This window comes from Curtobacterium sp. UNCCL17 (assembly GCF_000686685.1).
In the GTDB taxonomy this organism is placed as follows: Bacteria; Actinomycetota; Actinomycetes; order Actinomycetales; family Microbacteriaceae; genus Curtobacterium; species Curtobacterium flaccumfaciens.
Window position 1 is genome coordinate 368,723 of record NZ_KK366000.1, and the last position, 11,854, is coordinate 380,576.

The window sequence follows — 11,854 nt, forward strand, 5'->3', positions numbered from 1 at the left end:
GCGCTGCCTTCCTCTCGATGGGTGCGGACTGTCGGGAGTCGGGGGCCGCGCGCGAGGCTTCGCGGTGCGCTGCAGTGCCACTCTGCCACGAGGGGCCGGGCCCGTTACGTTGCGCGACCACGGCTTCGTGCGGACGCCGAACGACAGGGTCGTTGTCGTACGACACCGACTCAGTCGCCTGTTGCGTGCGCGGCCAGTTGCAGGCGCGTCCGATCGACAGGATCGATGTCGTACGACGTCGACGGTGTCGTTCCTCGTCGACCAGCCCACCGCCCGCCCCGCGCAGCCAACGGCCACCGCCCGCCCGCACGCGCGCGACCCCCGCCGACGCACGGCGACACGATCGTCGCGTAGCCGGGCCACGCGTCGTACGGTCGACCCATGAGCACGACGACCCCGGCGAACGCCACGACCCCGACCACCACGACCGCACCGACCTTCGCCGAGTCGTGGACGACGTGGCACGACGACCACGAGCAGGCCCGGGCGAGCGAGCACGGGTTCCTCGCGATCACCAGCATCCGTTGGCTCACCGCCACGCCGGAACGCTTCGAGGACGCACCGGGCAGCTGGTCGACGGACGAGGACGGCCCGGTGGTCGCACTGGCCGAGGACGAGACGATCGAGGTCGACGGGCAGCAGGTCACCGGGACGCACCGGTTCGGCCCGCTGCCCGAGCGCTCGAGCACGAACGTGGTGTGGCGCGACGGCGACGAGACCGTGGTGATCGAGGTCGCCCGGCGAGGCGGCAGCGACCTGCTGCGCCCGCGGCACCCGTCGAACCCCACCCGCGTCGGCTACCACGGCACCCCGGCGTACGCCCCCGCTGAGCACTTCGTCGTGGACGCGCACTTCGAGCCGTTCGACACCCCGCGCGAGGTCACCGTGGGCAGCGTCGTCGACGGCCTGCTGCACGTGTACGAGGCCCCCGGCGTCCTGACGTTCGACCTCGACGGGCCGCGGTCGCTCCTGGCGTTCAACGGGCACGCCGGCGGCCTGCACGTGCTGTTCACCGACCGCACGAGCGGGGTCACGACGTACGCGGCGAACCGGAGTCTCGACATCGCCGCACCGGATGCCGACGGTGGAACCCGCATCGACTTCAACCGGTCGACGAACCTGCCGTGCGCGTACACCCCGCACGCGACCTGTCCGCTGCCGCCCGCCGAGAACCGGCTCGACGTGGCGATCGAGGCGGGCGAGCAGCTGCCCGCAGCCTGACCGCGGAGCACGCGCGGCCCCCGGGCGCGCACCAACGCAGCCGACCCGTCCACGAGAATGGGGGAGCCATGCCACGACCCACTTCCCGCATCCCGCTCAACACCCTCGCCGTCCCGTTCGGCCTCGCCGGCTTCGCCGAGACGTGGTCGTACGCCGCCCCCGTGCTGCACCTGCCCACCGTGGTGCCGCAGGTGTTCTGGGCGATCGCCGCCGTCGCGTGGGTGTGGCTGCTCGGTGCGCACGCCGTCCGGGGCGCACGCGTCAGCGAACGGCTCGTCGACCAGCTCCGCCACCCGGCGCAGGGGCCGATCGCCGCGCTCGTGCCCGCGACCGCGATGCTGCTCGGCGTCGACCTCGCGCGGTTCGCCCCCGTCGCCGGGCAGGTCGTGGTGCTCGCCGCCGTGGCCACCGCGGCCGGCTTCGCCGCCTGGCTGCTGAGCACCTGGTTCGAGGGCCGACTCGCCCTGGAGTCCGTGCACGGCGGCTACCTGCTGCCGACCGTCGCCGCGGCGCTGGTCGCCTCGGTCGCCACACACGAGGTCGGCGTCGGCTGGCTCTCCTGGCCGGCCCTCGGCGTCGGCGTGTTCTTCTGGGGCGTCATGACCGGCCTGCTGCTCATCCGGCTGGCGTTCCGACCGGCGCTGCCGGGGCCGCTCGTGCCGACGATGGCGATCCTGGTCGCGCCGCCGGCGGTCGCAACCCTGTCGGTGTTCGCCCTCACCGACGGAGCGGTCACCCTGCCCGTGCAGGCCATCGCGGGGCTCGGCGTCCTGATGGTCCTGGTGCAGCTGGCCCTGCTGCCGCGGTACGTCCGCCTGGCGTTCTCGCTCGGGTTCTGGTCCTTCGTGTTCCCGGCCGCCGCGGTCGCCACCGCCGCAGTGGAGTGGTTCCGGGCACTCGCGCTGCCGTCCGCCTGGATCCCCACCGCCGCGTTGCTGGCGCTGCTGAGCGTGCTCGTCGCGGTCGTCGGTGCCCGCTCGATCGGTCTCGCCGTGCACCACCTGCTCGGGCAGGCCGAGCGGACCCTGCACGACGCCGACGACGAGGACGCCGCCCCCGGCCCGGTGACGGGCGCGACCCGCGTGGTCTGACGAGCGGGGCGGTCGGGCTGCACAGGCGGCGGACGGGAGGCCCGTGGCGGCCCCGCCCCGCGCCTCCCGTCAGGTCGCGGGGACGCGTCTCCAGCCGCTGGTCGCCCGCCAGGCGGGCGCGTCGAAGCGGAAGACGCTGCCCATGCCGGGCTGGTCGAGGGCGCGCGTGATCGGGACGCCGCGCAGGTCGGCCAGGAGCAGCGCGCCGACCGCACCGTGCGACACGATCGTGAGGTCGCCGGTGGCGCAGTGCCGGCGGACGGCTGCGACGATGCGCTCCTGGGCGTCGATCGCCCGCTCCCAGCCGCGGACTGACTGCTCGGGTCGGGCGAAGAACGAGTCGACGACGCCCTCGAACTCGGACGGCGGCAGGTAGCCGGTCGCGCTCCGGTCGATCTCGCCCAGCAGTGGGTCGTGCTCGACCGGCAGTCCGACGGCGCTGGCGAGCAGGTCGGCGGTCTCGACGGCCTTGCGCTCGGTGCTCGAGACGATCCGCCGGGAGCCCGGTGTCCACGCGAGCCGGTGTGCGGCGGCGGCCCGGACGCGTCCCTCGGGCGACAGCCCCCACGACTCGATCGGGACCGCGGGGTCGACCACCACTTCAGCGTGGGTCAGGAACGACGAGACCATCCGGCGATCCTCGCACGGTGCGAGGTGCGCCCCGGCCCCGTCTGGTGCGAGGTTGCCCACTCCGTGGCCGGTCTGTTCCGACGCACCGAGTGGACAACCTCGCACCGAGCGACGCCCCGCCGCCCGCGACGCCTCGCGACGCGCCGCCGCCCGCGACGCCTCGCACCGAGCGACGCCCCTGCCGCCCGCCCGCCGCGCGTCACACGGCGACACCGTCGGTCACGTTCCGCAACACCGCTGCGCCACCCGGCTGAACCGTCCTAGCGTCGCCCCATGACCGTGCCCGACCGCATCACCCTCGTCACCGCGCTGCAGGGCGCCGGCTGGCATCCCGCCGCCTGGCGCGCCGCCGGCTCGGCAGCGCACCGGCTCACGAGCCTCCGGCACTGGCGCGACGTCGTCGTCGAGCAGGACCGGCTCGGAGTCGACGCCGTCACCCTCGAGGACTCCTTCACCGCCGGCCCCACCGACCCCGACGGCGACCTCGACACGTCGACCGTCGTCGGCCGCCTCGACGCGCTCCTCGTCGCGAACGCGGTCGCCCCCGCGACCCGCGCGATCGGTCTGGTGCCGACCGTCTCGGTGACGCACACCGAACCGTTCCACGTCGCCACGGGCCTCCAGACCCTCGACCACGTCTCACTGGGGCGAGCCGGGTGGCGGATCCAGGTGAGCCCGACGACCCGCGAGGCCGCGCTGTTCGGCCGCCGACCCGGCGGCGACGACGCGGCCACGCTGTTCGACGAGGCCCGCGAGGTCGCCGAAGTCGTCTCCCGCCTCTGGGACAGCTGGGACGACGACGCGATCATCCGCGACGTCACGACCGGCCGCTTCATCGACCGCGACCGCATCCACAACGCGGCGTTCTCCGGCTCGTTCGTCTCGGTGCACGGCGCGTCGATCGTGCCGCGGTCGCCGCAGGGGCGGCCGCCGGTCTTCTCGCTCGCGCACCGCTCCGACGCGGCGGCGTTCGCCGTCGACGCCGCGGACGTCGCGCTGGTCACGCCCGGGTTCGACGGCCTGGAGGCGCAGGACGCGTTGGCACTCGTCCGTGACGCCGAGCAGGCGGCCGGGTCCGACCTCCGCCGTCCGGTCCTCGCGGACCTCGCGGTGCTCATCGGGTCCTCCGCGGCTGCCGCCGCGGACGAGCTCGCGGCGCTCGACGCCGCGGCCGGTGCGCCGTACGCGCTCGGTTCCGGCTCGGACACGACCGTCCTCGCCACCACGGTCGCCGACCTGGTCGACCGGATCGGCGCGCTCCGTGACCTCGGTTTCGCCGGTGTCCGCCTCCGCCCGCTGCGGATCCCGATCGACTCGACCGCGATCGCCCGGCAGCTCGTCCCCGCCCTCGTCACCGCCGGGCTCCGTGCCGACGTGGCGTCCCGTCCCACCGCCGACCTGCGCACGCGGCTCGGCATCGCCCCGGCGGTCAGCCGGTACGCCCGTCCGTCTTCCCTGGGGGTCTCAGCATGAGCACCAAGCGTCAGGTCCACCTCGCCGCCCACTTCCCGGGCGTCAACAACACCACCGTCTGGAGCGACGACCGAGCCGAGAGCCAGATCGCGTTCTCGTCGTTCGAGCACTTCGCCCGGAACGCCGAGCGGGGGTTCTTCGACTTCCTGTTCCTCGCCGAGGGCCTGCGGCTCCGCGAGCAGAAGGGACGCATCCACGACCTCGACGTCGTCGGGCGCCCGAACACGCTCGCGGTCCTGGCCGCGCTGGCCGGGGTCACCGACCACATCGGGCTCGTCGGCACCCTGCAGACGACCTTCAACGAGCCCGTCGAACTCGCGAAGCAGCTCGCCACGCTCGACCACCTGACCGACGGCCGCGCCGGCTGGAACGTCGTGACGAGCTCGGACGCGTTCCACGGTGCGAACTTCCGCCGTGGGGGATTCCTCGACCACGCCGACCGGTACACGCGAGCCGCCGAGTTCGTGGAGCTGTCGCGCGAGCTCTGGGACTCGTGGGAGTCGGACGCGATCGTGGCGAACGGGTCGGGCGCCGCCGGGACCCTGGCCGCCGGGGCCTTCGCCGACCGGTCCCGGATCCACGACGTCGACCACCACGGCCCGCAGTTCGAGGTGTCCGGCACCTTCCCGGTCCCGCGCAGCCCGCAGCGGCACCCGGTGATCGTGCAGGCGGGTGACTCGGACGAAGGCCGCGACCTCGCCGCCGCCCACGCCGAGGTGATCTTCTCGCTGCACACCGAGTTCGACGACGCGCAGTCGTTCTACCGCGACGTGACCGAGCGACTCGAACGGGTCGGACGGTCGAAGGACGAGCTGCAGATCCTGCCCGGCGCGACCTTCGTGCTCGGCGACACGGCAGACGAGGCCGAGGAACGTTCCCGGGCGATCCGCCGCGCCCAGGTCAGCCCGGCGACGGCGATCGCGTTCCTCGAACAGGTGTGGAACCGTGACCTGTCGTCGTACGACGTCGACGGGCCGTTGCCCTCGATCGAGCCGGACCTGGAGGGCGCCGACATCACCCGTGGCCGCGTCCGCCACACCCGCGACGTCCCCGCCCTGGTGCAGTCCTGGCGTGACCTGGCCGCGGCCGAACACCTGTCGATCCGTGACCTGGTCATCCGCGCCTCCACCCGTGGCGGCTTCGTCGGCACGCCCGCTCACATCGCCGCCGAGATCGACCGGTACGTGCAGGAGCGCGCCACCGACGGGTTCGTCGTCGTGCCGCACACCAACCCGTACGGACTCGACGAGTTCGTCGACCGGGTCGTCCCGCTGCTGCAGGAGCGCGGCGTGTACCGGCAGTCGTACGACGATGGCGCGACGCTCCGGCAGACGCTCGACCTGCCCGGACGGGTCCTCGACCGGCAGCGGGTGCTCGCATGAGCCGGGTCCCGCTCTCCGTCCTGGACCTCGTGCCGGTGAGCAGCGGGTCGACCCCCGCCGAGGCCCTGGCGAACACGGTCGACCTCGCGCAGCGTGCCGAACGTGCCGGGTACGCCCGGTACTGGTTGGCCGAGCACCACCTCAACCCCGGGGTCGCCGGCAGCGCACCGACGATCGTGATCGGTGCGGTCGCCGCCGCCACCTCGACCATCCGGGTCGGCAGCGCCGCGACCCTGGTCGGCAACGTCCGCGGGCTGCAGATCGCCGAGACCTTCGGCACGCTCGCCGCGCTGTACGGGCTGCGCATCGACCTCGGGCTCGGCCGGTCCGGCGCCCCGGCTCCCGGCGCCCCGAAGCCGCCGTCGCTCGCCCCGCGGACCGACCAGGTCGTCGACGGCCTGCTCGTCCCCGCGCCGTTCGAGTTCCGCATCGCGCCGGGCAGCCGGTTCGCCCTGCAGGGGGAGCTGCTCGGCCGGGTGCCGGGCGACGTCGACCGGTTCGCGGGCGAACTCGACCTGATCCGCGGCCTGTTCGCCCGAACGTGGTCACGGGACGGTGCGGTGATCGAGGCCCCGCCGGCCGGGGGTGCCGCCGTCGAGCTGTGGATCCACGGCTCCACCGGCGGCGAGAGTGCCCGGATCGCCGGCGCGCTCGGCCTGCCGTACGGCGCGAACTACCACACGTCGCCCGGCACGGTCCTGGCGTCGGTGCAGGCCTACCGCGACGCGTTCTGCCCGGGCGTGCTCGACACGCAGCACGTCATCGTGTCGGCCGACGTGCTCGTGGCGCCGACCGCGGCCGAGGCGGACCAGCTCGGGACCGGGTACGCCCAGTGGGTGCACTCGATCCGCTCCGGCGTCGGGGCGATCGAGTACCCCACCCCGGACCAGGCTCGAGCGGCGCGGCTGCCGGACGAGGCCGCAGCGTCGGTGGCGGACCGGCTCGCGACCCGGTTCGTCGGCGACCCGGCACACGTCGCGGAACGGCTCGAGACGCTCCGACGGGTCACGGGAGCGGACGAGTTGCTCGTCACGACGATCGCGCACGACCACGACGCCCGGGTGCGCTCCTACGAGCTGCTCGCCGCGGAGTGGGCGGCGCGCGCCGACCTGCGGGAGCCGGCGGCCGCCGCGCGCTGACCGACGCGGAACGACTCCGTCGCTGTCGTCCGACAGCGACGGAGTCGTTCGTGCGCGCAGCGCACGGTGCGGGCCGGGCACGGGGTGCGGAACCGGGCACGGGGTGCGGGCCGGGCACGGGGTGCGGAACCGGGCACGGTACGGCCTGGAGGCACGGTGCCAGGCCGCCACGGGCCTCCCGTCCGCACCGTGGTGGCGTCGCGGACCCGTCCCGTGTTCCGGGGCGAGCACAGCTCGAGTGGTGCGTCCCGAGCGACATCGTCGCAGTCGTACGACGTCGACATCGTCGTTCCTGCTCGTCCGCGAAAGCCCGCGCACGCAACGAGCGACACCACCGAGGTCGTACGACCTCGACGGTGTCGCTCTGCATCAGCACCAAGCACGAGCACCAGGCATCAGCACTAGGCCCCGATGCGCCGAACCGGGCGCGCGCGGGCTCAGCTGTTGTCGAGCGGCAGACCCTCGGGGTTCACCTCGGACGTCTTCACAGCCTCGTTCGACAGGTTGTAGGCCGCGAGCCACTTCGCGTAGGTGCCGTCCTCGATGAGCTCGTTGATCGCCGCCGCGACGGGCTTCGCGATGCCGCTGTCCCGCTTCGTCGTCGCGGCGATGAGCCCCTGCAACGAGGAGCCGGCGCCGGAGTACGTGCCCGCGGTCTTCGTCGGCTTCGCGGTGCTCTTGCTCTGCGTGTTCTGGTAGGCGATCGTCGGGTTCGGACCGAAGTAGGCGTCGATCTTGCCCGAGTCGAGCGCGAGCCTCACCGCGTTGCCGTCCGGGTAGTACTTGATCGTGAAGTCCTTGCCCTCGGACCGGAGCTCCTTCTGCCACTCGAGCAGGATGTTCTCCTGGTTCGTGCCGGAACTGACGGACAGGGTCTTCCCGGCGAGCACGGACGGGTCGCCGTCGAAGCGCAGCGAGCTCGACGCCAGCACCTGGAACGCCAGGTTGTCCTGCCGGTACGCGGCGAAGTCGTACTTCTCCTTGCGCTGCTCGGTGACCGTGACGTTCGAGAAGCCGGCGTCGTACTTGCCGCTGTCGATGCCGACGAACAGGTTGTCCCACGTGGCGTTCTGCACGTCAGCGCGCAGCCCGAGCTTCGCGGCGACGAGCCGTCCGAGGTCGGGCTCCGAGCCGGTGATCGTCTTCTGGTCGTCACCGGTGAAGGCGAGCGGCGGGAACCCGGCGGGCAGGGCACCCACGCCGATCGTCAGCTTGCCGGACTTCCGGACGGCGGAGGGGAGCGCGTCGTGCAGCTTCGGGTCCTCGGTGACCTCGAGGGTCGTCTCCTTCGCCGCACCGTTCGAGGCGGCGCCGATGGTGACGGAGCCGTCGGGTGCGCCGCTCGTGTCGGCGGAAGCGCCCGCCGAGCACCCGGCGAGGGCGACGACGACGCCGGCTGCGAGGACGAGGAAGCCGGCGCGGTTGCGCCAGCGGGCGGGGGTGATCGTGGACATGGTTCTCCTTGGGGTGCGTGCGGGGATCAGGGATCGGGTCAGGGGTCAGGGGTCAGCGGACGCGGGACAGGAAGTCGCGCGTGCGGGTGTGCTGCGGGTCGTCGAGCACCTGGGCCGGCGGCCCCTGCTCGACGACCCGCCCGTGGTCGAGGAACACGACGTGGTCGGCGACCTCGCGGGCGAAGGCGATCTCGTGCGTGACGATGACGAGCGTGGTGCCCGTGTCCGCCAACCCCCGGATGACCCCGAGCACCTCGCCGACGAGCTCCGGGTCGAGCGCCGAGGTCGGCTCGTCGAGCAGGACCACCGACGGCTCGAGCGCCAGCGCCCGCGCGATGGCCACGCGCTGCTGCTGCCCGCCGGAGAGCTGCCGCGGCCGGGTGTCGCCACGGTCGCCGAGTCCGACACGCTCGAGCAGGGCCGCCGCGCGGTCGCGCGCCACGGCACGGGGGACTCCGGCGGCGATCGGCCCCTCGGCGACGTTCTCGAGCGCGGTCAGGTGCGGGAACAGGTTGAAGTGCTGGAACACGAAGCCGATCCGCGACCGCTGCCGCAGGATGTGCCGCTCGGGCAGCTCCTTCCAGCGGGGGACCCCGTCGCGCCCGGTGCGCAGGCGGACGCCGATCGTCTCGCCGCCGACGGTGACGACCCCACGGTCGAGCGGTTCGAGGTGGTTGATCGCCCGGAGCAGCGTGGACTTGCCGGAACCGGAGGGGCCGAGGATGACGGTCACGCTGCCGGACGGCAGCGACAGGTCGACGCCGTCGACGACGACCGTGTCGCCGAACGCCTTGACGGCCCCGTGGATCGCGATGGCGGCGCTCATCAGATGCTCCTCTCGTCGGTGGTGGAAGCAGCCCCGGACGCGACCGCGCGCTCGGCTGCGGCTGCCTGTGTGCGGCGACCCGCGCCTCCAGGCCGTCCCGACCCATGTCCGGAACCGCGACGCACGGCGGCCCGCACCCGCTGGAACGGCGTGGGCGGCAACGCCCGGACGGAACCGCGGGCCGTCCACCGCTCGACGTAGTACTGCACGATCGACACCGCGCTGGTGAGCACGAGGTACCAGATCGTGGCGACGACGAGCAGCGGGATGATGTCCGTCGGGTAGGTGCTCGACAGGTTCTGCACGACGCCGAACAGGTCGAGCAGCGAGACGTAGAACAGCAGCGACGAGGCCTTCAGCAGTCCGACGACCTGGTTGACGAACGCCGGCACGATCGACCGCAGCGCCTGCGGCAGGATCACCCGCACGAACTGCCGGCGACGGGGGAGCCCGAGCGCCTGCGCGGCCTCGTGCTGGCCGTGGTCGACGGCGAGCACGCCGGCCCGGACGATCTCCGACGCGTAGGCGATCTCGCTGAGGCTCAGCCCGATCACGCCGATCGCCAGGTCTCCGAGGACGTTGGCGGTCGGCACCTGGAACTGCGGTCCGAAGGGGATCCCGATGCCGATGGTCGGGTACAGCGACCCGAGGTTGTACAGGAAGACGAGCACCAGGATGAGCGGCACCGACCGGAACAGCCAGACGTACCCCCATGCGAGCCCGGACAGCACCGGGTTCTGCGACAGCCGTGCGATCGCGACGACCACACCGCCGGCGAAGCTGATCACCGCGCTCAGCGCCGTCGCCGTCAGCGTGAGCTGCAGTCCGGTCAGGACGGCGGGGCTGAACAGCCACTTGCCGACGGCGGGCCAGCCCCACTGCTCGTTGGTGAACAGCGTCTCGACGAAGTTCAGCAGCACCACGAGCACGAGGGCCGCGGCGATCCACCGCAGCGGGTGGCGCAGCGGCACGACGGGGCGGTCGAGTGCGGCGTGTCCGGCCGCGTCGATGGTCGCGGTCTCCGGCCTGGAGGCGCGGCTCGGCTCGGGCGTCCGGCCCGCGTCGTCGACGCTGGTCGCCTCCCGCTGCGGGGCCCTGGTGGTGTCGGTCATGTCGCGACCGTAGGAGGCCCGGGCGGCGCCGACAACGCCTCGCGCAACACCCCGCCACGCGACGCAACACCCGGCCATCCGGCGCAACGCGGCGTCACAGAACGCCTGCCCCGCGTGACGTTCCGTGACGGCCGACGGAGCGCTACCGTTGCGCCATGACAGCGCATCGTGTGACCGCCCCGGTGCCCCCGGCGCACGGCACCAAGGTGAAGGGTCCGGCGTCGTACTTCCCGAGCATCGAGACGACGTACGGGCACCCGGTGCAGGAGTGGCTCGACCTGGTCGCGGACCGGCTCGACGGCCACCAGCACATGGAGGTCGTCGGGTGGCTCAAGTCCGAGCACGGCCTCGGGCACGGGCACGCGAACGCCCTGGTCGCCTACGTGAAGCACGCGCTGGCCTCCTGAGCCGACGTGCTTGGTGCGGCGGGTGTCGGTGGTCGTTCCTAGCGTGGTGGGGTGGCCGAACCCGTCGATGCGTGGTGGCGCCGCCGACAGTGGTCGCGCGGCGAAGCTGTTCCGTACGCCGTCGGACAGTTCCGCGCCGACTGGGCGCCGTACCCGGTGCTCATCCGGCAGTACCACCCCGACTGGAACCACGGCGTCGTCCTGACCCAGGTCCCCCCGGCGGCCGAGGTCCTGCTCACCTGGGAGTGCGACGTCGGGCACGTCTTCGTCGCGACCCCGTCCGAACAGCGGTCCCGTCCGGGCCGTGAGCGCCGCCGCTCCGTGTGGTGCCCCGAGTGCGCGGTGCAGGCCCAGCCCCAGCGGTGGCCGGTGCTGCCGTCGGAGTGGCCCCAGACGGTGCCCGTGCCGCAGCGGGTCGTCCGGAGCGCCGGACGACCGACCCTGCCGGCGGCTCCGGTGCGCGGGGTCCCGGCTGGAGCCGTCGCGTCGAGCCGTGCCCGCTCTCGTCGGCCGGTCGCCGGGTCGGTCGGGTCGGTCGGGTCGGCCGGTGGTGCACCCCGTCGGACCACCCAGTCCGTTCCCCGCACGATCTGCCCGAAGACCCCGCGGCTGCCGTCGGGTGAGTCGTTCACGAGCGTCTGCGCCCCGGCGACGGCCTCGGCGGTCGAAGCCGAACTCCGGGGCATGCTGTCCGAGCGGTTCGCGTTCACCTACGACCACTCCGCCATCCGACTCGACCGCCCGTTCTTCGACCACGTCGAGGCCTGGCCGGACATCATCCTGCCCGAGCTGCGCGTCGCCATCGAGTACGACTCCACCGGTCGGCACGGGCTCGAGCACGTCGGACCCCGGCAGGACACCGACCGCAGGAAGGACCGAGCCGTCCGTGCCGTGGGGTGGGAGGTCGTCCGCATCCGCACCGGTCGGCTGCCGGCGCTCGGCCCGTACGACCTGCAGGTCTCGGGCATCTCCGGCCGGACCGTCGAGCGGCTGGCGGACACCCTGCGCGAGCTCCGGGGCGCGCTGTTCGTCGACGCGTACGCCCGGTGACGACGCCGATCGGGGTACAGGCGCGGCGGCACGGGGTACGGCCCGGCTGGGAGCGGTCGCGAGCGACGG

The 11,854-nt window shown here is 73.3% G+C and carries 11 protein-coding genes; 7 read left to right on the forward strand and 4 right to left on the reverse strand.

Features of this window, described 5'->3' with window-relative positions; translation table 11 throughout:
• Nucleotides 1-381: 381 nt before the first annotated feature.
• Together BR70_RS0106645 and BR70_RS0106650 are read left to right on the forward strand one after the other, a co-directional pair.
• Nucleotides 382-1,221 (forward strand): DUF1684 domain-containing protein, encoded by an 840-nt coding sequence (locus BR70_RS0106645; protein ID WP_027465425.1) that lies wholly within the window; start codon nt 382-384, stop codon nt 1,219-1,221.
• A 68-nt stretch (nt 1,222-1,289) separates the two neighbouring features.
• On the forward strand, nt 1,290-2,312 hold the full coding sequence (locus BR70_RS0106650) for an SLAC1 family transporter (RefSeq protein WP_027465426.1): 1,023 nt from the start codon (nt 1,290-1,292) through the stop codon (nt 2,310-2,312).
• Between the two features lie 69 nt (nt 2,313-2,381).
• Here the strand turns inward: BR70_RS0106650 and BR70_RS19920 are convergent, their stop codons facing one another.
• The gene (locus BR70_RS19920) at nt 2,382-2,942 is read right to left on the reverse strand and encodes a histidine phosphatase family protein (RefSeq protein WP_035808258.1); all 561 of its coding nucleotides are present in this window, start codon (nt 2,940-2,942) and stop codon (nt 2,382-2,384) included.
• A gap of 273 nt (nt 2,943-3,215) precedes the next feature.
• Here BR70_RS19920 and BR70_RS0106660 point away from each other — a divergent pair, with 273 nt between their 5' ends.
• The 3 genes from BR70_RS0106660 to BR70_RS19925 are packed head-to-tail and all read left to right on the forward strand — an operon-like array spanning nt 3,216 to nt 6,936.
• Nucleotides 3,216-4,415 (forward strand): LLM class flavin-dependent oxidoreductase, encoded by a 1,200-nt coding sequence (locus tag BR70_RS0106660; protein ID WP_027465427.1) that lies wholly within the window; start codon nt 3,216-3,218, stop codon nt 4,413-4,415.
• The gene (locus BR70_RS0106665) at nt 4,412-5,797 is read left to right on the forward strand and encodes an NtaA/DmoA family FMN-dependent monooxygenase (RefSeq protein ID WP_027465428.1); all 1,386 of its coding nucleotides are present in this window, start codon (nt 4,412-4,414) and stop codon (nt 5,795-5,797) included. Before BR70_RS0106660 ends, BR70_RS0106665 begins: the two co-directional genes overlap by 4 nt.
• Nucleotides 5,794-6,936 (forward strand): LLM class flavin-dependent oxidoreductase, encoded by a 1,143-nt coding sequence (locus tag BR70_RS19925; protein WP_035808259.1) that lies wholly within the window; start codon nt 5,794-5,796, stop codon nt 6,934-6,936. The genes BR70_RS0106665 and BR70_RS19925 overlap by 4 nt, the downstream gene beginning before the upstream one ends.
• A 437-nt stretch (nt 6,937-7,373) precedes the next feature.
• On the opposite strand, the gene BR70_RS0106675 is transcribed toward BR70_RS19925, so the two are convergent.
• Genes BR70_RS0106675 through BR70_RS0106685 form a run of 3 tightly spaced genes read right to left on the reverse strand, consistent with a single transcriptional unit; the run spans nt 7,374 to nt 10,328 of the window.
• Nucleotides 7,374-8,390 (reverse strand): transporter substrate-binding domain-containing protein, encoded by a 1,017-nt coding sequence (locus tag BR70_RS0106675; RefSeq protein WP_027465429.1) that lies wholly within the window; start codon nt 8,388-8,390, stop codon nt 7,374-7,376.
• Between the two features lie 52 nt (nt 8,391-8,442).
• Nucleotides 8,443-9,216: an amino acid ABC transporter ATP-binding protein gene (locus tag BR70_RS0106680; protein WP_027465430.1), complete on the reverse strand. Its 774-nt coding sequence runs from the start codon at nt 9,214-9,216 to the stop codon at nt 8,443-8,445.
• Nucleotides 9,216-10,328, reverse strand: coding sequence for an amino acid ABC transporter permease (locus BR70_RS0106685; RefSeq protein ID WP_027465431.1), 1,113 nt, complete (start codon nt 10,326-10,328; stop codon nt 9,216-9,218). The genes BR70_RS0106680 and BR70_RS0106685 overlap by 1 nt, the downstream gene beginning before the upstream one ends.
• Before the next feature lie 155 nt (nt 10,329-10,483).
• On the opposite strand from BR70_RS0106685, the gene BR70_RS0106690 reads away from it, so the two are divergent.
• Together BR70_RS0106690 and BR70_RS0106695 are read left to right on the forward strand one after the other, a co-directional pair.
• Nucleotides 10,484-10,735 carry a DUF4287 domain-containing protein gene (locus BR70_RS0106690; protein WP_027465432.1) on the forward strand — a complete coding sequence of 84 codons (252 nt, stop codon included), beginning with the start codon at nt 10,484-10,486 and terminating at the stop codon, nt 10,733-10,735.
• A 51-nt stretch (nt 10,736-10,786) separates the two neighbouring features.
• A complete protein-coding gene (locus BR70_RS0106695) occupies nt 10,787-11,785 on the forward strand; it encodes a hypothetical protein (RefSeq protein WP_027465433.1) in 999 nt (332 codons plus the stop codon).
• Nucleotides 11,786-11,854: the final 69 nt, after the last annotated feature.

Bases quoted from the DNA above. Each gene is read 5' to 3' on its own strand.
- BR70_RS0106680 (WP_027465430.1), bottom strand. From the start codon at position 9,216: ATGAGCGCCGCCATCGCGATCCACGGGGCCGTCAAGGCGTTCGGCGAC.
- BR70_RS0106675 (WP_027465429.1), bottom strand. From the start codon at position 8,390: ATGTCCACGATCACCCCCGCCCGCTGGCGCAACCGCGCCGGCTTCCTC.
- BR70_RS0106645 (WP_027465425.1), top strand. From the start codon at position 382: ATGAGCACGACGACCCCGGCGAACGCCACGACCCCGACCACCACGACC.
- BR70_RS0106690 (WP_027465432.1), top strand. From the start codon at position 10,484: ATGACAGCGCATCGTGTGACCGCCCCGGTGCCCCCGGCGCACGGCACC.
- BR70_RS0106665 (WP_027465428.1), top strand. From the start codon at position 4,412: ATGAGCACCAAGCGTCAGGTCCACCTCGCCGCCCACTTCCCGGGCGTC.
- BR70_RS19925 (WP_035808259.1), top strand. From the start codon at position 5,794: ATGAGCCGGGTCCCGCTCTCCGTCCTGGACCTCGTGCCGGTGAGCAGC.
- BR70_RS0106650 (WP_027465426.1), top strand. From the start codon at position 1,290: ATGCCACGACCCACTTCCCGCATCCCGCTCAACACCCTCGCCGTCCCG.
- BR70_RS0106685 (WP_027465431.1), bottom strand. From the start codon at position 10,328: ATGACCGACACCACCAGGGCCCCGCAGCGGGAGGCGACCAGCGTCGAC.
- BR70_RS0106660 (WP_027465427.1), top strand. From the start codon at position 3,216: ATGACCGTGCCCGACCGCATCACCCTCGTCACCGCGCTGCAGGGCGCC.
- BR70_RS19920 (WP_035808258.1), bottom strand. From the start codon at position 2,942: ATGGTCTCGTCGTTCCTGACCCACGCTGAAGTGGTGGTCGACCCCGCG.